We start from the raw sequence: 21,485 nt of genomic DNA on the forward strand, positions 1-21,485 counted from the left end.
CTCTGTCGGCCGGCCACCTTCCGCTCCCGCACCTGGGCGCGGGCCGGCATGCCGAACACGACGGCCGGCAGCGCCGCCGCTCTGGCTCAGGCTGCCCGCTCGGCGGTCGGCTCCGACTTGGCGACGTCCCTGTGTGTCACCGACAGGTACACCACGAGGCCCAGGATGACTGCCAGGAACAGTGCACTGGTCACGACGGTGCCCAGACCGAGACCGCCGTCGCCGGTGGCCTGGGAGAGGTAGTCACCGATCGAGGCGCCGAGCGGCCGGGTGAGGATGTAGGCGATCCAGAAGCTCAACACCGCGTCCAGGCCGAGGGAGAAGTGGGCGAGGGCGACCGCGGCGATCGCCAGGGCGAACAGCACGGCGGACAGCCAGTAGCCGAGGTTCATCCGCTCGGAGACCAGGTCCCCGGCGGCGGTCCCCAGGGCGAAGGTGAAGAGCACGGCGAGCCAGTAGAAGGACTCGCGGGCGGGGGTGTCGATGTGGTGGATGGACAGTGTCCGCTCGCGCCGGTACCAGACCACGAACACGACCACGAGGACGATCGCGAACACCGTGGTGCTGGTCTCCAGCGGCACGCCCATGTTGTCGGTGAGATTGTCGCTGATCAGCGTGCCCACGACGCTGATCAGCGCCACGGCGAGCCAGTACACACCGGCACGGTAGGCGCGGGTACGGAACTGGACCACCAGCACGACCGCGAGCAGCGCGCTCATCGATACCGACACACCGGTCAGGCCCAGGCCCGCCTTCTCGTTCAGCAGGTCGGCGGCGGTCTCGCCGACCGTCGTGCACAGCACCTTGATGATCCAGAAGTAGACGGTGACTTCGGGCACCTTGTTCCACCGCGGCCGGTGGCGGGCCGATGTGACAGCAGGCCCGCCGGCCGCGGGAGTCAGAGAGGTCTCGGACGTCTCGTATGTCATGACACCCGACCCTGCCACCGGACACCTGAACGCATCCTGACGACCGCACGCCTCGCCGTCGACGGTGTTCACCGCGCCGCCGACCAGGGCGGCGGCGCCCGTGATCCCGGCGAAGATGCCATAGGCGGTGGCCCGCCGCCCGGCCGGCACCGGGTCGGCGACAGTGGCGCGCAGAGTGGACTCCTGGACCCCGCCACCGACGCCGGCACCCGCACCAGGGCGCCTGCCACGGCGACCCGCAGTGCGCAGGTAAAGGCGAGTGCCCGGAACGGGCAAACAAACTGGCGCGGGATCTTCAGGAGTGCAGCGCGGGCCCGGTGACGAGACGTGCCACCGCTGGAACCTGGCGCTCGGCCCGGGCCGTCAGATCGCCCTGCCGCCCGCCGTGTCCCGACGGGACACGGCGAGGTAGCCGACGAAGCCCACGATGGCCGTCGTCCAGGCGAGGGTGACCGGCCCCAGCCCCAGTCCGAGCCCGCCCCGGGCATGACCGAGGGCCATCCAGTCGGCGAGGGAGGCACCGAGGGGACGGGTGATCACGTAAGCGGTCCAGAAGGCCGTCACGGCGTTCAGGCCGGCGAAGCGGTGAGCGAGTGCGGGCACGCAGATCGCGGCGGCGAAGAGGACGACCGAGCCGAGGTAGCCGAAGCCGACGGTGGCGGTCAGGTCGCCGGCCGCGGTACCGAGGGCGAAGGTGGCGAGGACGGCAGCCCAGTAGAAGGTCTCGCGGCGGCGGGTACGGACACCGTGGATGGAAAGGGTCCGTTCGACGGCGTACCAGAGGGCGAACACCGCGGTCAGTGCGGTGAGGAAGAGCGGCGTGGACACCGTGTAGGGCACACCGAGGCCGACGTGCAGGACGTCGGCGGCCATCGTGCCGAACACGCTGACCATGACGACGGCGGTCCAGTACACCCAGGCGATGTACCGCCGGACGGCGAACTGCACGGCCAGGGAAGCCACCAGGGCGAGGCCGCCGAGCGCAACAGCCGGCACGGGACCGAGCAGACGCGCCAGCAGATCCGAAGCCGTCTCGCCCATGCCGGTGGTAAGCACCTTGATGATCCAGAAGTAGACGGTCACTTCCGGCACCTTGTTCGCCAGGGCGCGCAGCGGAACGAGGGGCCGGTCATCGATGAGGTGCTCGGTAGTCATGGGTCGCACGATGACACGGTGAACTCCTTTTCACACAGATGCCTTTGCCATTGTTTTGAGGCTTCTGTGGCATGAGTTTCAAAACCGCGCGACCAGCCTGACAGCAACCTGAACGCCTCGGCGGAATGCCTGGTCACGACGGCTGAGCGGGTGATACGCATGGGTATTCAGCGCCTGGCCGGACCGCGACCCCAGCGCAGAAACAGCCGCCCGCAACTCGGCTGCGCGGGCCGTGGCGGCAGCCGGGGCGGCATCGGCCTCGGCGGTACCGGCGCTCCCGGTGACAGCGGTGGGCATCGCGCTGAGGCAGCCGGGACTCGAGGCCCGGGCGGCGCCCGCTCCGCAGCCGGCCGGCTGATCCACCGGGCATGACGGGAGGCCCTCCCCCGGCCGTGGGGAGGGCCACCTCGTGTCTGTGCGGTGCGTTACTTCCGGTGCAGGGCGGCGAGGTTCCGGTAGCCGATGCGTGCGTGGGCCATGGACTGGGCCGGGTCGGTGGAGCTGGGCGCGTTGTCCTGCTCGACCATCGGGTTGTGGTAATTGCGCCCGCCTACGCGGGAGAAGAACGTCGTGTAGTCGATGACGCCGGTGCCGAACGGGACCATGTCATAGCCCTGTCCGTTGGTGGTGTTGACGACGCCGTCCTTCGCGTGGAACAGCGGGTAGCGCTTGCCGTGGCGGGCGACCAGCCCCGCCGGGTCGAAGATCTTCTCCTGTGTGGAGCCGTCGGAGGCGGTGTAGCTGCGGAACTTGTACTGGGCCACGTGCGCCCAGTAGATGTCCATCTCCAGCCAGATCAGCTCGGGATCGGTGATGGACAGGAAGTACTCCAGCTTGCGGATGCCGGAGCTGCGTGTCGGGCGGCCCTGGGCGTCGAGCGGGCCCCGGTCGAGCAGGAAGCCGTAGGCGGCGTCGTGGTTGTGCGTGTACAGCTTGATCCCGGACCGGCGGGCGATCTCGCCGAGGGCGTGCCACTTGTCGGCGGCCACGTCCCAGTCGGCCTGGTAGGAGCTGCCGGTGGGGTCGCCGCCGGTGCCCATGTGGTCCATGCCGAGGATGTTCGCGATCTCCAGGTGCTTCTTGAAGGTGTCCACGTCGGCGGTGTTCAGCGGCCAGGAACTCGGGATGAAACCGTGGTTGCCCTGGGCCCGCAGCCCGAACTCGTCCAGCCAGCCGCGCAGTTGCCGGGCGCCCTGGACGGACTCCAGGTTCGCCCCGCCGGGCGAGTTGGCGTGCTGGCCGTATCCGGCGAACTCGACCTGCCGGTAGCCGAACTGGGCGAGCTGCTCGAACACGGCCCGGAACCCGGAGGGCAGGCTGATGGAGAGGGGGTCGCGGCCGATCGCGTCGCGGACCGTGTACAGGATGATGCCGCGCTTGTCGGCAGGGACCAGCTCATGCCCTCCGCCGCCCTTGCCGGGGTGGGCCGCCGGCGCTGCCTGGACGGGTGCCGCGCCGAACACGGGAGCGGCGATCGCGCCCGCCGCGACGGCGGTGCAGGTGCTCAGGAAGCCGCGGCGCCCGATGCCGAGGGCGCGGCGCAGGGGTTCGTCGGTACCGGTGACGGTGGTGTCGATGTCGTTCACGGGTGCCTCTCTCTGGACTGGGGGTCCGATAGGCCCGCAAGGGCGAGCAGCAGGAACTTCACGTCGGTGGCCGCGACGCGGCCACCGACGGCGCGGGGGGTGGAGCACAGAAGGAGCGGACCGTCGTCGTCGCTCGCGGGAAGGCGGCCGTGGCTGCCGCGGACGGGTGAGGCGTCGAGGGGCACGACCGCCATGCGATAGCGCATGCCGAGCTTCTTGCGGGCGAGCGCGGTGGCGGCCTTGACCTTGACGTAGGGGTCGAGCGGGTCCATGAACAGCTCGACCGGGTCGTATCCGGGTTTGCGGTGGATCTCGACGAGTTGCGCGAAGTCCGGTGCGCGGCTGTCGTCGAGCCAGTAGTAGTACGTGAACCAGGCGTCCGGCTTGGCCACCGCGACCAGCTCGCCGGAGCGCGGATGGTCGAGGTGGTGGTCCTTCTTGCCCTGGTCGTCGAGGAGTTGGTCGATGCCGGGCAGTCCGTCGAGCGCGGCCCGTGTGGCGTCGAGGTCCTCTGGGCGGCGCACGTACACATGGGCTGTCTGGTGGTCGGCGACCGCGAAGGCGCGGGAGGCCATGGGGTCGAGGTACTCCATGCCGTCCTGGGTGTGCACCTCCAGCAGGCCGGCCCGGCGCAGCGCCCGGTTGATGTGGACGGGGCGGTCGGCGCGGGTGATGCCGTACTCGGAGAGGACCACGACGGTACGGCCCTCGGCGCGGGCGTCGTCCAGGAGCGGGGCCACGGCGGTGTCCAGGTCGGTGGCGGCCCGGTGGGAGCGCGGGTGGTCGGGGCCGTAGCGCTGCAGGTCGTAGTCGAGGTGCGGGAGGTAGCAGAGCGTCAGGTCGGGGTTGCGGGTGCGCAGGACATGCCGGGTCGCGTCGATGATCCACTGGCTGGAGACGAGGTCGGCGCCAGGGCCCCAGAAGTGGAAGAGGGGGAATGTGCCGAACTTTTCGGTGAGTTCTTCGTGCAGTGAAGGGGGCCGGGTGTAGCAGTCGGGTTCCTTGCGTCCGTCGGCGTAGTAGACGGGGCGCGGTGTGACGGTGATGTCGGTGTCGGCGCCCATGGCGTACCACCAGCAGATGTTGGCGACCGTGTAGCCGGGGTGGGCGCGGCGGGCGGCGTCCCACAGTTTGTCCCCGTTGACGAGGCCGTTGTGCTGGCGCCACAGCAGGACGTCGCCGAGTTCACGGAAGTACCAGCCGTTGCCGACGATGCCGTGCTCGGAGGGCATGGTGCCGGTCAGGAACGTCGACTGGGCGGCGCAGGTCACGGCGGGTAGGACGGTGCCGAGCGTGGCCCGGGAGCCTGATCGGCCGAGCCTGTTGAGGTGCGGCATGTGTTCCAGGAGCCGGGGGGTGAGCCCGACGACGTCCAGGACGAGCAGCGGGGTGGGTCGCGCGGTGGCCGGCTCGGCGCTCATGGCAGTTCCTTCAGGCCGAGGTCGGTCAACAGGTCGCGGGCGAGGGTGAGTTCGGCGGCAATGCCGTCGGCGAGCCGGCCCCGGTCGCGGGGGCGAAGGTCGGGCGGGAGGGCCTGCCAGGTGTAGGTCTCGACCTCCAGGTGGTGGGTGAGCGGCTGCGGGCCGCCGACGAGCCGGGTCAGGGCGGTTCGCAGCACGGGGAGCGTGGCGGTGAGGGGGGCGGCGGGGGCCGCGTGCAGCGGGACGTGGAAGTGGGACCGCCAGGGCGCGGTGTCAGGCAGCGCGTCGCCGTGGACGGCCTCGCCGAGGTCGTCGGTGCCGCGCAGCCCGGCGTCGGTGCGAGTGCGGGTCTGGTGCAGGAAGCGGGGTTCGGCGAAGGCGGCGAGGGCCTCCCGGACCTCGGGGAGCCCGGGGTCCGCGGCGTGCAGCGCGGCGGACAGCTGGGACTTGACGACGGGGACGCCGGCCCGGGTGAGCGCGTCCAGGGCGGTGTCCGGGTCTTCGAAGGAGGTGGCGAGGTGGCAGGTGTCGACGCAGATGCCGATACGGTCGTGGGCGATCGCGGTGAGCGGGCCTATGGCGTCGGCGGTGGTCTCGACGATGCAGCCGGGTTCCGGCTCCAGGCCGACACGGACGGAGCGCCCGGTCAGCTCCTGAAGGGCGTCGAGGCGTTCGGCGAGGGTGCGCAGGGCGGTGCGTGCGGTCTCGGCGCGCCGGTCGTCCCAGTGCGCGCGCCAGGCAAGCGGCAGGGTGGAGACGGTACCTTCGGTGACGTCGTCGGGGAGCAGCCCGGCGAGCACCCGGGCCAGGGACGTGGTGTGCTCCAGGCGTTCGGGGTCGGCCCAGTCCGGTGTGTAGACGCGGTACTTGACCTCCTCGGCGCCGAAGCCCTGGTAGGGGAAGCCGTTGAGGGTGACGACCTCCAGGCCGCGCCGGTCCAGTTCACGGCGCAGGGTGCGCAGGGCGACCGGGTCGGTGACGAGGGCGTGGGCCGCGTCCCGGGCGAGCCACAGCCCGATGCCGAGCCGGTCCCGGCCCAGTCGGCGGCGCACGGGTTCGCAGTGGTCGCGGAGCTGGGCGAGGACACCGTCGAGGGTCTCCGCGGGGTGCACGTTGGTGCAGTAGGCGAGGTGGACGGTGGTGCCGTCGGGGTGCCGGAAGCGCATCGGTCACTCCCCGCCGCGCAGGATGCTGTTGCCCTCGTGGGTGGCGCCCGTTGCGGCGATGTCCAGGTTCAGCCGGCCGCTGAGCCCGTAGAAGGCGACGGGGTTGCGCCACAGGACCCGGTCGACGTCGTCCTCGGTGAAGCCCCCGGCGAGCATCAGGTCGCCCACCTTGCGGGTCTTGAGCGGGTCGCTCCTGCCCCAGTCGGCGGCGGAGTTCACCAGCACCTGGTCGGGGCCGTACGCGCGCAGGATCGCGACCATCCGCTCCTCGTCCATCTTGGTGTCGGGGTAGACGGAGAAGCCGAGCCAGCAGCCGCTGTCCTTGGCCTGCTTGACGGTGGTCTCGTTGAGGTGGTCGACCAGGACGCGGTCCGGGGGCAGTGCGGACTCCCGGACCACGTCGAGGGTGCGGCGCAGCCCGGCCGGCTTGTCGCGGTGCGGGGTGTGCACGAGCGCGGGCAGCCCGTGGTCGGCGGCGAGCTGCAACTGGGCGGCGAGCGCGGTGTCCTCGGCCGGGGTCATGGAGTCGTAGCCGATCTCGCCGACGGCCACGACCTGGTCCTTGAGGAGGTACCGCGGCAGTTCGTCGAGGACGGGCGCGCACCGGGGGTCGTTCGCCTCCTTGGGGTTGAGGGCGAGGGTGCAGTGGTGGGCGATGCCGTACTGGGCGGCGCGGAAGGGCTCCCAGCCCAGGAGTGAGTCGAAGTAGTCGTGGAAGGAGGCGGGTGAGGTGCGGGGCTGGCCGAGCCAGAAGGCGGGTTCGACGACGGCGCGGACGCCCGCGGTGTGCATGGCCTCGTAGTCGTCGGTCGTCCGGGAGGTCATGTGGATGTGGGGGTCGAAGATGCGCATCAGGACTCCTTGCCGTGGGGGTCGTCCGTGGTGTGCGGCGGTGTCGCGGCCCCGGTCAGGGTCAGCACCCGGTACAGGTCGTCGGGCACGTGGCGGCCGGCGGCGGTGCGTTCGGCGGCGTAGTCGCCGAGCATGCGGGCGAGTTCCGCGTCGCCGCGGGCGCGCCGGGGCAGGTCGGCCAGCTCGGTCACGGACACGCCGGTGAAAAGGCACTTGAGGACGGCGTGGCGCCAGGCGTGGGCGTCCAGATGGCGTGCGGCGTAGGGGCCCACGGCGGCGGCCTGGAGGCGGGTGTCGTTGGTGCGCAGCGCATCCTCGACGAGCGGCAGCGCACTGGCGTCCGCCACGAGGTGGGGCAGGGCGTGCAGGACCGCGCGGCGTTCGTCGGCGGTGCCCTGTCGGTAGACGCGGGTGAGGGCGTCGGTGTCGGCGCGGGCCGCGTGCAGGACGAGGATGCGGGCGGCGTCTGCGTGGGCGGGGCCGCAGCGGCGGCCGGCCTCCGCAAGCCGCAGCTCCCATACGGAGATGGGGCCGTGGCCGCCGGGGTGCGCGGCCGCCTCGTCGAGGGCCTGGTCGAGCCAGGAACGGGCGGCGGCGTCGAGCCGGGCCCGGAGCCGGGCGTGCAGTTCGTCGAGCGGGGTGGGGGCGGTTCCGGCCACCGGGGTGTCCGGTGCGGGGTGCCGGTCGGTCATGCGGTGCTCCCTTCGAAGGTGGCGGAGGGCGCGCCGAGGGGCCGGGCGGTGTGCGGGGTGCCCGGTGACGCGGTCACGGCGGCGGTGGCCGCCGTGCGGAGGAACGGGAGGGCGAGGGCTGCCTGATAGGGCCCGGCGTGGGAGTGGCGGGGCAGTTCGACGACGGTCAGGCCCCGGTAGCCGGTGGCGGCGAGGGCCGCGAGGACGGGCGGGAAGTCGATCTCACCGTCCCCGAAGGGCAGGTGTTCGTGGACGCCGCGCCGCATGTCCTCGATCTGGACGTGCCGCAGCCAGGGGGCGGCTGCGCGTACGCAGTCGGCGGGCGGGAGGGGTTCGAGGCACTGGCAGTGGCCGATGTCGAGGGTGAGGCCGAGGGCATCGGGGTCGCCGAGCGTGCGGCGCAGCCGGTGGAAGTCGGCGAGGGTGGCGAGCAGATGGCCGGGTTCGGGTTCCACGGCGAGGGGGACGCCCGCGGTGGCGGCGGCGTCCAGGACCGGCGTCAGGCTGTCGGCCAGCCGCCGCCAGGCCGTGTCCGCGTCGGTGCCGGCCGGGGTGATGCCGCTGAAGCACTGCACGGCGTGCGCCCCGAGGTCGGCGGCGACCCGCACGGCGCGGATCAGCAGATCCGCCCGGCGGGCGCGGGCCGCGGGGTCGGGGTCGAGCAAGGAGGGGCCGTGCTTGTGCCGGGGGTCGAGGACGTAGCGGGCGCCGGTCTCCACGGTGACCTCCAGGCCGAGTTGGGCCAGCCGGTGCGCGACACGGTGGGTGCGGGCGCCGAGGTCCGGGCCGAGCGGGTCGAGGTGCATATGGTCGAGGGTCAGCCCGAGGCCGTCGTAGCCGAGGTCGGCGAGGAGCGCGAGGGCGTCGCCGAGCCGCAGGTCGGTGAGGCCGTTGGTGCCGTAGCCGAAGCGGAGCTGCGGGCCGCCGGGGGCTGGTGCGGGAGCCGCGGTGCGCGGGGTGGCCGGGGCGCGCCGGGCGGCGGGAGGCTGCGGACTCATGTGACGCTCACCTTCTTCGCGAACCGGTGGGCGAGCGGCGCCAGGGCCGCGGTCAGCAGCGCACCGGCCGGGGCACCGGCCCGGGCACAGAGCGCGGCCTGAAGGGGAATGGTGGCGCGGATACCCCCGCCCACGGCTCGCTGGGTGAGCGGCGGTGACGGGTTGAGAGCGGCGTGCAGATAGGGACGGGCGGCCGTGCCGGCGTAGGCGGCGGCCAGGGCGGCGCGCAGGGCGTCCTGGGCGGTTCCCGGCGTACGAGAGGGCGGGGAGAGGCAGGTGCCCGGCAGGCTGGGGGTGGCTGCGTCGCCCCGGCCTGCCGGGGATCGCGGGAGGGTACGGTCGCGGTCGCTCAGCCCGGCGACCGCAAAGACGGAGGGCAGGACGCCGGCGGTGGTACCGGGTCGGGGAGCGGTGCCGTCGGCAGCCGGGGCCGGTGAGCCGGGCGCGGGAGCGGCGGCGGAGACGGGCGGGGACGTGGGAGCGGGGCGGCCCGTGCGGGGTGCCGTCGGGGGTGCGGACGCGGTCCGCCGCCGGGTCAGCAGCAGGGTGAGCGCGCCGGTGGTGGCCAGCGCGGCCAGGGGCGGCACGGCGGAGCCGCCGGTCGTCTCCCGGCGCGACACCGCCGTGACGGCCAGGGTGTGGCTGCTCAGCAGCGCGGCGGAGGGCAGCGCGCGGCGGACGGCGCCCGGTCCGGGCCGGGTGGCGACGGCACCGAGCAGCAGGTCGAGGCCGCGGGCCACCGCCATCGCCGCGGGGCCCGCCGGGGTGCGCTTGAGCACCAGGTCGTACGCCCACACCGTCGCGGCAAGGGGTGCAGCGACGGCGAGGGCGGGGCGGCCTGCGCGGGCGGCCAGGGCCAGGCCGACCGTGGTGCAGACACCGGCCGCGGCGAGGGCCGCCGCCGGGCGGATTCGGCCGGAGGGGAGGGGACGCTGCGGGCGTTCGGCGGCGTCCTCGTCCTGGTCCGCCCAGTCGTTGAGCGCCATGCCGGCCTCGTACAGGCACAGGGAGGAGCCGACGGCCAGCAGGGTGCGGGGGCCGGGGCGCGCCGACACGGCCGCGGCGCCGGCCAGGGCGTCCCCGGGCACGGTGAACAGGGCGGGCAGGCGCAGCAGTTCCGCCCAGGCCCGCGCCTGCGAGCCGCGACGGCCCGGGGCGGCCGTCCGGGCCGGTCGGCTGTCGGCCGGCTGTCCGGCGCGGTCCGGCCGGGGTGCCGCGGCCTCGCCGACATGGTCCGACCCTGTGCCCGCTGCCCGCCCGGCCGGCCCCGACCGGTACCCACCGGCCCCGTCGGCCGGGCCCTGGCACCCGTCGGCCGGGCCACCGACCCGCGCGGGCGCGGCGAGCCGCCGCAGCGACGTCAGGGCCCTCAGCATCCCGGCACCCCCAAGGCCCCCTCGCTCGCGCCCGACCGCCCCGCGGCCGTGTCTGCCCCGCTCTCGCCTTCACGAAGTCGCCGCGCGAACCGGGCAAGCGCCGCGTACTGCTCCGCGAGGGACGACGGGGCGTCGCCCACCGGGTCCTTGAAGTAGAAGGCGAGGTCGGTGAGGGGGCCCGTGTGGCCTGCCTCGTGGGTGCGGAGCGTCAGGCGGGCGAGGTCGAGGACGAGCGGTGAGGCCAGCGCGGAGTCGCAGCCCTGCCAGATGGTCTGCAGGGTCATACGGGTGCCGAGGAAGCCGTCGAAGGCGACATGGTCCCAGGCGGTCTTCCAGTCGCCGAGGGCGGGCACGTCGTCGATGTGCACCTCGCCCTGCGGTGTGCTGCCGAGGGTGTCGGCGAGGACCCGTTCCTTGCCGGCGTTCTTGGCGGCGGCCGCCGCCGGGTCGGCAAGGGCGGCGCCGTCGCCGCCGCCCAGCAGGTTCGTACCCGACCAGGCGCGGACCGCCAGCGCCCGCTGCGCGAACATCGGACCGAGGACCGAACGGAGCAGGGTCTGGCCGGTCTTGCCGTCCCGTCCCGCGTACGGCAGGCCACAGGTCTGCGCCGTCCCGGCCAGCGCCGGGTGGTGCAGACCGGTGGAGGGGGTGAAGTTGACGTACGGGCAGCCCGCCCGCAGGGCCGCCGCCGCGTACAGCGAGCTGGGCGGCAGGGCGTCACCGGTGGCGGTGGGTTCGGTGGACGCCACGTTGACCACGACGGCACGGGCCAGTCCGCCTCGCCGTACGAAGTCGGAGATGTCCGCGGCGAAGGCGGCGATCACCTCGTCGGGGTCCCGCGTGTCTCCCGGGGCCGGGCCGCCGGGCCTGATCTCGGCGTCCGCCGCGAGGAGTTCGCCCGCGACCGCGGCGGGCAGGTCGTGCGGCAGTACCCCGCCCGCCGCCAGCTGCTCGGCCCGCTTGGGCAGCGGGCAGTCGACCACGTCGTGCCCGCCGAAGACGAGCGAGGCGAGGGGCGGCAGGCCGCAGTCGGCGAACACGGGCGTCTCGGTGAGCATTCCGGTGGGTGGGTGCAGGCCGGCCGCCACGGCGGCGCAGCCCGCGACCACGGTGGTGGCTACGGAGCCCCGGGCGCCGATCAGCCACACTCCCACGCGGCTTCGGGAAAGGGACGCGGACATGAGCAGCCTCCTTGGCGTGCGTGAACCCCGGCGAGACGGGACGAAGACGGCGGGCGGGGGTCCGGCGTCCCCCGCCCGCCGCCGCTCACCTGCCCTTGGCGGGCAGTTCCTTGATCCGGATGTCGCGGAAGGACACCTGGTCGTCGGCACCGTGGTTCTGGATGCCGACATGTCCGTCGCGCAGGCTCCGGGCCGGATCGGTGTTGGTGAAATCGTTGATCTTCACGCCGTTGAGCCAGACGCGGAGGCGCTCGCCCTCCACGCGGACCTCGTACGTGTTCCACTGCCCCGGCGGATTGAGCGCCTGGTCGCGCTTCTTCAGGTCGGCGGAGCGGAAGCCGTAGACGGACCCGGTCGTCTTGTCGGGCACGTCCGTGGCGTCGATCTGGATCTCGTAACCGTTGTTCACGGCCGACCACGGGTCGTCCGAGGGCGGGAAGCCCACGAACACGCCCGAGTTGTCGTCGCCGGCCATCTTCCAGTCGAGTTTCAGCGAGTACGCCCCGAAGCTCCGGTCGGCGTACCAGAGCATCCCCATGCCGCCCGTCGAGGTCAGCGTGCCGTCCTCGGACAGGGTGAAGGAGCCCGGGCCCGCCTGGCGCCAGCCGTCCAGGGACGTGCCGTCGAAGAGCGGCCGGTAGCCGTTCTCGGGGCGGCAGTCGGCCTGGGCGTCTCCGATGGCCCAGCGGATTCCGCCCAGCAGGTGCTGCCGGAAGGCGGGTTCGGCGTACGACTCCTTGGTGTGGCCGCCGCCGGTGTAGAAGGCACGGCCGCCCTGGTAGTCCTGGCACCAGGCGATCGGGTGGTCGCCGTTCATGGTGCCGCCGGTGTACGACGACTCGTCGAGCGAGGCGAGGACATGAGCTCGTTCACGCGGGTTGGACCGGTAGTTGTACCACTCGTCCGTGCGCTCCCAGGTCCGCCCCAGGTCGGAGGTCGCCGGGTGGGCGTGGTCCTCCACGTCCACCGTGGCCGGCTGGATCGCCGGATGCGACTGGAAGTAGGCGCCGGCCAGGCCGCCGTAGAACGCCCAATCGTACTCGGTGTCGGCGGCGGCGTGGACGCCCACATATCCGCCGCCGTGCCGGATGTAGTCCTCGAAGGCCCGCTGTTGGGCGTTGTCGAGGACGTCTCCCGTCGTGGACAGGAACACGACCGCGTCGTAGCGCCGCAGGTTCTTCGCGGTGAAGGCGCCGGGGTCCTCCGTGGCGTCGACGGCGAAGCCGCCGCCCGCGCCGAGGTCCCTGACCGCCGCGATCCCCTCGGGGATCGAGTCGTGCCGGAATCCGGCCGTCTTGGAGAAGACCAGCACCCGCTTGCCCTCCGCTGGGTGCGCGGCGGCGGGTCCCGCCATGCAGCCGAGGAGCAGGGCCGCCCCGACGACGACGGTCGTCAGTCTGCCGGTCGAGCGCATCGTGGCCCCCTCTCAGCCCGTGGTGAAGGTGAAGTCGTCGACGTCGAACAGGGCGCCGTTGCCCGTGCTCCCCCTGAAGACCAGGTAGAGCGTGGTGGTGCCCTTCGGCGCGTGCGACAGGTCGGCGCTGACGTCCTGGAAGGTCTCCCAGCCGCCGGTGACCGGGACGGTCGCCTTGCCGAGCAGCTCGCCCTTCGGGGAGCCCGCGCGGACCTCGAGGGTGCCGCCCGCGCCGCCGGAGGAGATGCGCGCCGTGATCTTCTTGGCGTTGCTCAGGACGTACGGGGTGAAGGAGATCCAGTCGCCGTTGTCGACGTCGCCGACCGTCTTGCCGCCGTGAGCGCTTGCCTTGCCGATGACGGAGACGCCGGAGGCGTTGCCGTAGTGCTCCGCCTGGCGGTGCTTGGGCTGGGTGACGTGCTGGTCGTGCGAGGTGAGCGGGGCCTGGCCGCCGCCTCCGCCGTCGGTGTACTCGGCGTCGAAGACACCGAAGATGTTGGCGTTCTCGTCATGGCCGCCGTCGGCGGTGGTCTGGATGCTGCCGGAGCAGCCGTTGGCCGAGGTGACCGGGTGTCCGTGGGTGTCGTGGCCGAGGATGAAGGTGACCTTGACCTTGGAGCAGTCGATGGTCCTGCCGTCCTCGGGGTCGGTGACGTTCACCTTGAACGGGATGGCGTCACCGAAGCTGAACAGCTGCCCGTCCTGCGGAAGTTGCAGCGTCACCTTGGGAGCGGTGTTGCCGACCACGATCCGCACGCTCGCGCTGCCCGTGCGCCCGGAGGGGTCCTTGGCCGTCAGCGTCGCCGTGTAGGTGCCGTTCTTCGTGTACTTGTGGGTAGGGTTGGCGGCCGTCGACGTGCCGCCGTCGCCGAAGTCCCACTTGTAGCTGAGCGCGTCGCCGTCCTGGTCGCTCGTGCCCGCCGAGGAGAAGCGGACCCGCAGCGGGGCCTGGCCGGAGGTGCGGTCGGCCGCCGCCTGGGGTACCGGGGAGTGGCCGTCGGTCGCGTTCTCGATCCGGTACAGACCGGAGTTGTCGTCACCGCCGAACCACGCGGTGCCGTAGTCGAGGACGTAGAGCGCCCCGTCGGGCCCGAAGGCCATGTCCATCACCTGCGTGCCGGTCCACGGCACGGGGTTGATGGACTGCACGGTGCCGTTCGCGTCGCTGACGATGCGCTTGATCCAGCGGCGGCCGAACTCACCGGCGAAGAAGTTGCCGTCGTAGGCCTCGGGGAACTTCACGGGCGAGTCGAGCGCGGGGTCGTAGTGGTAGACCGGTCCGCCCATGGGGGACTCGGAGCCATCGCCGAACTCGGGCACGGACGGGCCGTCGTACGGGATCCAGGCGGGCTGGGCCGGCGGCAGGTCGGTCAGTCCGGTGTTGTGCGGCGAGGTGTTCCTCGGTGCGGCGCAGTCGAAGGCGGGGCCGGACGTCTTGGTGGCGAAGTCGTAGTCCCGGTACGCCTGGTTGTCGCCGATGCACAGCGGCCAGCCGTAGTTGCCGGGGCGGGTGACCCGGTCGAACTCGACCTGCCCGGAGGGGCCGCGGTCGGGGTTGGCGGAGCCGGCGTCGGGGCCGTAGTCGCCGACGTAGATGATGCCGGTTTCCTTGTCGACGCTGAAGCGGAACGGGTTGCGGAAGCCCATCGCGTAGATCTCGGGCCGCGTCCTGGCGGTGCCGGGCGCGAAGAGGTTGCCGTCGGGGATGGAGTACGAGCCGTCGGCGTTCACCTTGATCCGCAGGATCTTGCCGCGCAGGTCGTTGGTGTTGCCGGCGGAGCGGCGGGCGTCGAAGGCAGGGTTGCGGTCCGGCCGCTCGTCGATGGGCGTGTAGCCGTCCGACTGGAAGGGGTTGGTGTCGTCGCCGGTCGACAGGTAGAGGTTGCCGTCCTTGTCGAAGTCGATGTCCCCGCCGACGTGGCAGCAGATGCCGCGGGAGGTCGGGACGTCGAGGATCTGCTTCTCGCTGGCCTTGTCCAGCGTGCCGTCCGGGTTCAGGACGAACCGGGAGAGCCGGTTGACGCCGTCGAAGGGGGCGAAGTCGGCGGCGGTGCCGGTCTCCGGGGCGTCGCCCGCCGGGGTGTTCAGCGGGGGCGCGTAGTAGAGGTAGATGAAACGGTTGTCGGTGAAACCGGGGTCGACGGCGACGCCCTGGAGGCCTTCCTCGTCGTGCGAGTAGACGTCGAGCGCGCCGGCGACCTTGGTGTTGCCCGCGGCGTCGGTCAGGCGCAGCGTGCCGTCGCGGGAGGTGTGCAGGACGGAGCGGTCCGGGAGGACGGCGAGCGACATGGGCTCGCCGACCTCCGTAGCCCCCTTGGCGAGGGTGACCTGCTGGAAGTCCTCGGCCGCCGCGGTTCCGGGGCCGGCGACGGCTGCGCCGGCCCCGGGGGCGCCGAGGGCCAGGGTGGCGCCCGCCAGCAGAGCCCCGCTGAGCAGGGCCACCGCCTTGCGGAATCGGCGTCGTCGGTGCGTCGGGTTTCTGCGGGTGCTGGTGGTGCGGTCGTTCCCGTGCACGAATGCCTCCAGGAAGGGGCCGGTTGTACGGGCGGGTGCGGTACGCCGGGATGCGCCGTCATCCCGGAGAGCGGACAAGGGGTCGGTGGTGGCCGCGTCGGGCCTCAGTTGCCGAACGCCGCGTCGAAGGAAGCCGACGGTGGCTCGAAGTCGAAGGCCTTGAGGCGGGCCAGCGCCTCGGGGGCGCCCTGGAGCCGGTCCATGCCGGCGTCCTCCCATTCGACGGAGACGGGCCCCTGGTAGTCGATGGAGCGCAGCATCCGGAAGACGTCCTCCCAGGGGACGTCGCCGTGCCCGGCGGACACGAAGTCCCAGCCGCGGCGCGGGTCTCCCCAGGGCAGATGGGAGCCGAGGCGGCCGTTGCGGCCGTCGAGGCGCTTGCGGGCCTCCTTGCAGTCGACGTGGTAGATCCGGTCCCGGAAGTCCCACAGGAAACCGACCGGGTCGAGGTCCTGCCAAACGAAGTGGGAGGGGTCGAAGTTGAGGCCGAAGGCGGGCCGGTGGTCGACGGCCGCGAGGGCGCGCTGGGTGGTCCAGTAGTCGTAGGCGATCTCGCTGGGGTGGACCTCGTGTGCGAAGCGGACGCCCTGCGCGTCGAAGACGTCGAGGACGGGGTTCCACCGCTCGGCGAAGTCCTCGTAGCCGCGGTCGATCATCGCCTCGGACGCGGGCGGGAACATGGCGACCAGGTGCCAGATGGCGGAGCCGGTGAAGCCGATGACGGTGTCGACGCCGAAGGCCGCCGCGGCGCGCGCGGTGTCGGCGATCTCGGCGGCGGCCCGCCGGCGTACGCCCTCCGCGTCGCCGTCGCCCCAGATCCGGGCCGGCAGGATCGCCTCGTGCCGCTCGTCGATGATGGCGTCGCAGACGGCCTGTCCGACCAGGTGGTTGGAGATGGCCCAGCACGTGAGGCCGTACTTGTCGAGGAGCTGGTGGCGGGAGCGCACATAGGCGGGGTCGGCGAGGGCCTTGTCGACCTCGAAGTGGTCGCCCCAGCAGGCGAGTTCGAGTCCGTCGTAGCCGAAGTCACGCGCGAGGCGGCAGACCTCCTCCAGGGGAAGGTCGGCCCACTGACCGGTGAAGAGCGTGAATCTGCGGGGCATTGGCGAGGCCTCCTCAGACCGCGATGGGGGTGTAGACGGAGTTCTTCTCGGCGCTCTCCTCCACCGCTGCGAGCACGCGCTGGACCTGAAGTCCGTCGGCGAAGGAGGGTTCGGGGGCGCGGTCCTCGGCGATGGCGTGCACCAGGTCGCGGGCCTGGTGGACGAAGGTGTGCTCGTAGCCGAGGCCGTGACCCGGGGGCCACCAGGCGTCGAGGTAGGGGTGGTCGGGTTCGGTCACGAGGATGCGGCGGAAGCCGGCGTGCGTAGCGGGTTCGGTGCCGTCGTGGTACGACAGTTCGTTGAGCCGCTCCAGGTCGAACACGAGCGAGCCGCGCGCGCCGTTGAGTTCGATGCGCAGGGCGTTCTTGCGTCCTGTCGCGTAGCGGGTGGCCTCGAAGGAGGCCAGGGCGCCGGAGGCGAAGCGGCCGGTGAACAGGGCGGCGTCGTCGACGGTGACCTGTCCGGTGCCGGAGGCCGGCACCGCGGCCAGGCCGCTGCTGGGGCCGCCGGGCAGCGGCCGCCGGCGTACGAAGGTCTCGGTGAGCGCGGACACCCCGGCCAGTCGCTCACCCGCCAGGTACTGGGCGAGGTCGACGATATGCGCGCCGAGGTCGCCGAGCGAACCGGATCCCGCCTGGTCCTTGCGCAGCCGCCAGGTGAGCGGGAAATCCGGGTCGACCAGCCAGTCCTGGAGGTAGGTGACCCGGACGTGGCGCAGGGTTCCGATCCTGCCCTCGGCGACCATGCGCCGAGCCAGCACCGTGGCGGGCACCCGCCGGTAGTTGAAGCCGACCATCGCCAACTGGCCGCGTGCTGCGGCCTCGTCGGCCGCGCGGGTCATCGCGATCGCCTCCTCCACGGTGTTGGCGAGGGGCTTCTCGCACAGCACGTGCTTTCCGGCGGCGAGGGCGGCGAGGGCGATCTCGGCGTGGCTGTCCCCGGGAGTGCAGATGTCGACGAGGTCGACGTCGTCCCGGGCGATCAGCGCACGCCAGTCGGTCTCGGCCGCGGCCCAGCCGTGCCGGTCCGCCGCCGCCCGGACCGCGGCGCCGTCCCGGCCGCAGATCGCGGCCAGGACCGGCCGTAGCGGCAGGTCGAAGACACGGCCCGCAGTGCGCCAGCCCTGGGAATGGGCGGCGCCCATGAAGGCGTAACCGACCATGCCGACGCGGATCGGTGGCTTCTCCGCCTCCGGCCCGTCCGTCTGCTGCGGCTGTCCCATACGGAAGTCCTCCTCGTCCTCGTCGTGATGCGCCGTGCGCGGGAGCCGACCCGGCGGACCACGCCTGAGCCATGGGGCCCGGCGCGCGCCGCTCCGCCGGCGACTGACGCACCGGAATCCGCTCGGCTGTGCCGATCGGCACCGCGGCGTTCCGCCGGACCGGCCCCGGCGCCGTGGCTGGTGCGGGGCGGTACCGGTCAGCGGCATTCCTCCGGCCCGTTCCGCCGGACCGGCCCCGGCGCCGTGGGGGGTGCGGGGCGGCAGCGGTCAGCGGAAGCCCGTGGGCATGTACTGGTCGACGTTGTCCTTGTCGACGACGGCCGAGTAGAGCGTGATCGACGACGGGATCTCGTACTCGGCGAGACCGCCGATGCCCTTGCTCTGGCCCAGTGCGCGCGCCAGGTCGATCGCCGAGGCGGCCATGGACGGCGGGTACAGCACGGTCGCCTTCAGTACGCCGTTGTCCTGCTTGATCGCCTGGAAGGCGGAGAGCGCCCCGGCCCCACCGACCATCAGGAACTCGTCGCGCCCGGCCTGCTCGATGGCGCGCAGCGCGCCCACGCCCTGGTCGTCGTCGTGGTTCCAGACCGCGTCGATCTTCGACTGCGCCTGCAGCAGCTGGGACATCTTGGCCTGTCCCGACTCAACGGTGAAGTCGGCCGCCTGGCGGGCGACCTTCCGGATGTTCGGGTAGTTCTTGAGCGCGTCGTCGAAGCCCTGGGTGCGCTGCTTGGTCAGCTCCAGGTTGTCGATGCCGGCCAGTTCGACGACGCGGGAGTCCGCCTTGCCCTTGAGCTTTTCGCCGATGTAGTGGCCCGCGTTGAAGCCCATGCCGTAGTTGTCGCCGCCGATCCAGCAGCGGTACGCCTGAGGGGTGTTGAAGATCCGGTCCAGATTGATCACCGGAATGCCGGCGCGCATCGCCTTCAGGCCGACCTGGGTGAGGGCCTTGCCGTCGGCAGGCAGGATCACCAGCACGTCGATCTTCTTGTTGATCAGGGTCTCGATCTGGCCGATCTGCGCGGCGGTGTCATTGGAGCCCTCGGTGATCTCCAGAGTGACGTCCGAGTACTTCTTGGCGCGGCTCTTGGCGTTGTCGTTGATCGCGTTGAGCCAGCCGTGGTCGGCCTGGGGTCCGGCGAACCCGATGGTGACGTGCTTGCCGGGCTTGTCGTCGGCGGCCGGCCGGTCGTTCGCGGCGGGCTTCTCGTCCTTGCTCTCGTTGCTTGTGCAAGCGGTGAGCAGGGCGCCGGCGGAGACCGCTGCGGTCCCGAAGAGCAGTCCTCTGCGGCTGGTGAGGTGTGGCATGGCGGTGAACCCTTTCCTCAGGTCGTGCTCGCGGTACGGCGCTGGACCAGCACGGCGGCGACGATGATCGCGCCCTTGGCGATCTGCTGGACGTCGCTCTGCAGGTTGTTCAGGGCGAAGATGTTGGTGATCGTGGTGAAGATCAGGACGCCGAGCACAGAGCCCGTGATGGTGCCGCGACCCCCGCTGAGCAGCGTGCCGCCGATGATCGCGGCTGCGATCGCGTCGAGTTCGTACAGGTTGCCGTTGGTGTTCTGGCCCGAGCCGGACAGGATGATCAGCAGGAAGGCGGCGATGCCGCAGCACAGCCCGGACAGCAGATAGAGGTACAGCCGCTGGCGGCGTACGTCGATGCCGGCGAGCCGGGCCGCCTCCGCGTTGCCGCCGACGGCGACCGTGCGGCGGCCGAAGGTGGTGCGGTTGAGCACGAGCCAACCGATGATCGTCACGACCGCGAAGACCAGGACGAGTGGCGGGATACCGAGTACGTAGGAGTCGCGCTCGCCGAGCCTGAGGATGCCGTCGACGGTCACGATCTGCGTCTTGCCGTCGGTGATCTGCAGGGCCAGTCCGCGTGCCGAGGCCAGCATGGCGAGGGTGGCGATGAACGGGACCATGCCGCCGTAGGCGATGAGCACGCCGTTGACCAGTCCGCAGCCCACGCCGACGATCACCGCGGTGAACAGGATGCCGGCGAGGCCGAAGCCCTGGGTGGCGACCGTGGTCGCCCAGACCGAGGCGAGGGCGACGATCGCGCCGACCGACAGATCGATGCCGCCGGAGGTGATGACGAAGGTCATGCCGACCGTGACGACACCGATCACGGAGGCCTGGGTGAGGACCAGTTGGAGGTTTCGGGTGTCGAGGAACTCCTCCGGCCTGGTGATGCCGCCGACCACGACGAGCGCGAGGAGCACGCCGAGCAGCGAGAGGGTGCGGACGTCGGCGCGGGCCACGAGAGAGCGCCAGGCGGGGAGGGGGCCGACCGGCTGCACCTTGTCGGTGCTGCCCCGCGGCGGGGAGGCGTGCTGCGTCATGACGCCGGGCTTCCTTCCATGACGAGGTCGAGTACGCGGTGTTCGTCCAGTTGGCGGGCGGGTGCTTCGTGTACGACGCGGCCCTCGCGCAGCACCAGTACGCGGTCGGCCAGGCCCAGCACTTCGGGCACCTCGCTGGACACGAGCAGCACCGCGAGACCTTCGTCGGCCAGCCTGCGGACGACCGCGTACAGTTCGGCGCGGGCGCCGACATCGACGCCGCGGGTCGGCTCGTCGAGGAGCAGCACGCGGCAGCCGCGCAGCAGCCAGCGGGCCAGGACGGCCTTCTGCTGGTTTCCGCCGGAGAGGGTGCGGACGGGTACGGAGGGGTTGTCGGGCCGCAGCGACAGCTCGCGGGTCGCCGCGCGGGCCGCGCGCAGTTCGGCCCGCCGGTCGAGCCAGCCGCCGCGCGAGAAGCGGGACAGTGTGGAGACGGACACGTTCCGGGTGACCGACTCCAGCATCAGGAGGGCCTGCGCCTTGCGTTCCTCCGGGGCGAGGCCGAGTCCGGCGCGGACCGCGGAGGGTACGCTGCCGGGCCGCAACGGGCGGCCGCCCACCAGGACCTGGCCGGTGGTGGGCTTGCGGGCGCCGTAGATCGTCTCCAGCACCTCGGAGCGACCCGAGCCCACGAGTCCGGCGAGGCCGACGATCTCGCCGGGCCCGACGGTGAGGTCGAGCGGTTCGAACTCGCCCTTTCGGGAAAGCCCCCGGACGTGCAGGACCGGGGCGCCGCCGGGTGCCGCGGCCCGCCGCTCGGGGAAGACGTACTCGACGTTGCGGCCCGTCATCAGCGCGACGACGTCGCGCGTCGGCGTCGTCTTCGCGGGCAGCCCGCCCGCCACCGCGCGCCCGTCCTTCAGCACCGTCACCCGGTCGCCGATGCGCCGGATCTCCTCCAGCCGGTGCGAGATGTAGACGACCGCGACGCCGTCGGCGGTCAGGGAGCCGACGATGCGGAACAGGTTGTCGACCTCGTCCGGGTCGAGGGCGGCGGACGGCTCGTCCATGACGATGAGCCGTACGTCGTGGGAGAGCGCCCGGGCCATGGAGACGATCTGCTGCTGGGCCGCGGACAGCTCCCCGACGAGCCGGGCCGGGTCGACCTCCGGATGCCCCAGTCGCTTGAGGAGTTCGGCGGTCGAGGTGCGCGCGGCCCTCCCCCGTACGACGAATCCGGCGGCCGTGGGTTCATGGCCGAGGTGGACGTTCTCGGCCACCGACAGATGCTCCACCAGGTCGAGTTCCTGGTAGATGGTGGCGATGCCGAGGCGCATGGCGGCGATGGGCGAGCGGAGCGTGACGGCCTCACCGCGCCAGTTGATGGTGCCGCTGTCCGGCTGGTGGGCACCCGCGAGGACCTTGATCAGGGTGGACTTGCCGGCCCCGTTCTGGCCGAGCAGGCAGTGCACTTCACCGGCCTGGACGTCGAGGTCGACGCCGTCGAGGGCCCGCACACCGGGGAACGACTTGGTGATGCCGGACATGCTGAGCAGCGGTGGTTCTGGTGCCATGTGTGGGTTCCCCTCGG

At 72.2% G+C, this 21,485-nt stretch carries 17 protein-coding genes; all 17 read right to left on the reverse strand.

Going from position 1 to position 21,485, the window contains the following annotated elements; genetic code table 11:
- Positions 1-86 precede the first annotated feature (86 nt).
- Positions 87-929: a hypothetical protein gene (locus tag ABZ823_RS09335; protein WP_361656004.1), complete on the reverse strand. Its 843-nt coding sequence runs from the start codon at positions 927-929 to the stop codon at positions 87-89.
- Positions 930-1,292: 363 nt separating this feature from the next.
- The gene (locus ABZ823_RS09340; protein ID WP_361656006.1) at positions 1,293-2,084 is read right to left on the reverse strand and encodes a hypothetical protein; all 792 of its coding nucleotides are present in this window, start codon (positions 2,082-2,084) and stop codon (positions 1,293-1,295) included.
- Positions 2,085-2,509: 425 nt separating this feature from the next.
- Complete coding sequence (locus tag ABZ823_RS09345; RefSeq protein ID WP_361656009.1) at positions 2,510-3,670, reverse strand: sugar phosphate isomerase/epimerase family protein; 1,161 nt, start codon at positions 3,668-3,670, stop codon at positions 2,510-2,512.
- The gene (locus ABZ823_RS09350; RefSeq protein WP_361656011.1) at positions 3,667-5,091 is read right to left on the reverse strand and encodes a nucleotide pyrophosphatase/phosphodiesterase family protein; all 1,425 of its coding nucleotides are present in this window, start codon (positions 5,089-5,091) and stop codon (positions 3,667-3,669) included. The genes ABZ823_RS09345 and ABZ823_RS09350 overlap by 4 nt, the downstream gene beginning before the upstream one ends.
- Entirely contained in the window at positions 5,088-6,257 is a 1,170-nt protein-coding gene (gene eboE, locus ABZ823_RS09355) for a metabolite traffic protein EboE (RefSeq protein ID WP_361656014.1), read from the reverse strand. Before eboE ends, ABZ823_RS09350 begins: the two co-directional genes overlap by 4 nt.
- A 3-nt stretch (positions 6,258-6,260) precedes the next feature.
- Positions 6,261-7,109, reverse strand: a complete 849-nt coding sequence (locus tag ABZ823_RS09360; protein WP_361656017.1) for a TatD family hydrolase — start codon at positions 7,107-7,109, stop codon at positions 6,261-6,263.
- The gene (locus ABZ823_RS09365) at positions 7,109-7,801 is read right to left on the reverse strand and encodes an EboA domain-containing protein (RefSeq protein ID WP_361656020.1); all 693 of its coding nucleotides are present in this window, start codon (positions 7,799-7,801) and stop codon (positions 7,109-7,111) included. Before ABZ823_RS09365 ends, ABZ823_RS09360 begins: the two co-directional genes overlap by 1 nt.
- On the reverse strand, positions 7,798-8,799 hold the full coding sequence (locus tag ABZ823_RS09370; protein ID WP_361656023.1) for a sugar phosphate isomerase/epimerase family protein: 1,002 nt from the start codon (positions 8,797-8,799) through the stop codon (positions 7,798-7,800). Before ABZ823_RS09370 ends, ABZ823_RS09365 begins: the two co-directional genes overlap by 4 nt.
- Positions 8,796-10,175, reverse strand: a complete 1,380-nt coding sequence (locus ABZ823_RS09375; RefSeq protein WP_361656026.1) for an SCO3242 family prenyltransferase — start codon at positions 10,173-10,175, stop codon at positions 8,796-8,798. The genes ABZ823_RS09370 and ABZ823_RS09375 overlap by 4 nt, the downstream gene beginning before the upstream one ends.
- A complete protein-coding gene (locus tag ABZ823_RS09380) occupies positions 10,169-11,356 on the reverse strand; it encodes an inositol-3-phosphate synthase (protein ID WP_361656028.1) in 1,188 nt (395 codons plus the stop codon). Before ABZ823_RS09380 ends, ABZ823_RS09375 begins: the two co-directional genes overlap by 7 nt.
- Before the next feature lie 85 nt (positions 11,357-11,441).
- On the reverse strand, positions 11,442-12,770 hold the full coding sequence (locus ABZ823_RS09385; protein WP_361656031.1) for a ThuA domain-containing protein: 1,329 nt from the start codon (positions 12,768-12,770) through the stop codon (positions 11,442-11,444).
- Positions 12,771-12,782: 12 nt separating this feature from the next.
- Positions 12,783-15,284, reverse strand: a complete 2,502-nt coding sequence (locus ABZ823_RS09390; RefSeq protein ID WP_361656034.1) for a PQQ-dependent sugar dehydrogenase — start codon at positions 15,282-15,284, stop codon at positions 12,783-12,785.
- 104 nt (positions 15,285-15,388) lie between these two features.
- On the reverse strand, positions 15,389-16,387 hold the full coding sequence (locus ABZ823_RS09395; RefSeq protein ID WP_361656036.1) for a sugar phosphate isomerase/epimerase family protein: 999 nt from the start codon (positions 16,385-16,387) through the stop codon (positions 15,389-15,391).
- A 13-nt stretch (positions 16,388-16,400) separates the two neighbouring features.
- Positions 16,401-17,609 (reverse strand): Gfo/Idh/MocA family oxidoreductase, encoded by a 1,209-nt coding sequence (locus ABZ823_RS09400; protein ID WP_361656038.1) that lies wholly within the window; start codon positions 17,607-17,609, stop codon positions 16,401-16,403.
- Positions 17,610-17,876: 267 nt separating this feature from the next.
- Positions 17,877-18,917 (reverse strand): substrate-binding domain-containing protein, encoded by a 1,041-nt coding sequence (locus ABZ823_RS09405; protein ID WP_361656041.1) that lies wholly within the window; start codon positions 18,915-18,917, stop codon positions 17,877-17,879.
- 17 nt (positions 18,918-18,934) lie between these two features.
- Positions 18,935-19,954 carry an ABC transporter permease gene (locus ABZ823_RS09410; RefSeq protein WP_361656043.1) on the reverse strand — a complete coding sequence of 340 codons (1,020 nt, stop codon included), beginning with the start codon at positions 19,952-19,954 and terminating at the stop codon, positions 18,935-18,937.
- Positions 19,951-21,468, reverse strand: coding sequence for a sugar ABC transporter ATP-binding protein (locus ABZ823_RS09415; protein ID WP_361656046.1), 1,518 nt, complete (start codon positions 21,466-21,468; stop codon positions 19,951-19,953). The genes ABZ823_RS09410 and ABZ823_RS09415 overlap by 4 nt, the downstream gene beginning before the upstream one ends.
- Positions 21,469-21,485: the final 17 nt, after the last annotated feature.

Source organism: Streptomyces sp. NPDC047079 (assembly GCF_040643755.1).
Classification (GTDB): Bacteria; Actinomycetota; Actinomycetes; order Streptomycetales; family Streptomycetaceae; genus Streptomyces.

What these genes read in the sequence shown, in the direction of transcription:
- ABZ823_RS09335 (WP_361656004.1), bottom strand. Translation starts at nt 929, where the DNA reads ATGACATACGAGACGTCCGAGACCTCTCTGACTCCCGCGGCCGGCGGG.
- ABZ823_RS09340 (WP_361656006.1), bottom strand. Translation starts at nt 2,084, where the DNA reads ATGACTACCGAGCACCTCATCGATGACCGGCCCCTCGTTCCGCTGCGC.
- ABZ823_RS09350 (WP_361656011.1), bottom strand. Translation starts at nt 5,091, where the DNA reads ATGAGCGCCGAGCCGGCCACCGCGCGACCCACCCCGCTGCTCGTCCTG.
- eboE (WP_361656014.1), bottom strand. Translation starts at nt 6,257, where the DNA reads ATGCGCTTCCGGCACCCCGACGGCACCACCGTCCACCTCGCCTACTGC.
- ABZ823_RS09360 (WP_361656017.1), bottom strand. Translation starts at nt 7,109, where the DNA reads ATGCGCATCTTCGACCCCCACATCCACATGACCTCCCGGACGACCGAC.
- ABZ823_RS09365 (WP_361656020.1), bottom strand. Translation starts at nt 7,801, where the DNA reads ATGACCGACCGGCACCCCGCACCGGACACCCCGGTGGCCGGAACCGCC.
- ABZ823_RS09370 (WP_361656023.1), bottom strand. Translation starts at nt 8,799, where the DNA reads ATGAGTCCGCAGCCTCCCGCCGCCCGGCGCGCCCCGGCCACCCCGCGC.
- ABZ823_RS09375 (WP_361656026.1), bottom strand. Translation starts at nt 10,175, where the DNA reads ATGCTGAGGGCCCTGACGTCGCTGCGGCGGCTCGCCGCGCCCGCGCGG.
- ABZ823_RS09380 (WP_361656028.1), bottom strand. Translation starts at nt 11,356, where the DNA reads ATGTCCGCGTCCCTTTCCCGAAGCCGCGTGGGAGTGTGGCTGATCGGC.
- ABZ823_RS09385 (WP_361656031.1), bottom strand. Translation starts at nt 12,770, where the DNA reads ATGCGCTCGACCGGCAGACTGACGACCGTCGTCGTCGGGGCGGCCCTG.
- ABZ823_RS09395 (WP_361656036.1), bottom strand. Translation starts at nt 16,387, where the DNA reads ATGCCCCGCAGATTCACGCTCTTCACCGGTCAGTGGGCCGACCTTCCC.
- ABZ823_RS09400 (WP_361656038.1), bottom strand. Translation starts at nt 17,609, where the DNA reads ATGGGACAGCCGCAGCAGACGGACGGGCCGGAGGCGGAGAAGCCACCG.
- ABZ823_RS09405 (WP_361656041.1), bottom strand. Translation starts at nt 18,917, where the DNA reads ATGCCACACCTCACCAGCCGCAGAGGACTGCTCTTCGGGACCGCAGCG.
- ABZ823_RS09410 (WP_361656043.1), bottom strand. Translation starts at nt 19,954, where the DNA reads ATGACGCAGCACGCCTCCCCGCCGCGGGGCAGCACCGACAAGGTGCAG.
- ABZ823_RS09415 (WP_361656046.1), bottom strand. Translation starts at nt 21,468, where the DNA reads ATGGCACCAGAACCACCGCTGCTCAGCATGTCCGGCATCACCAAGTCG.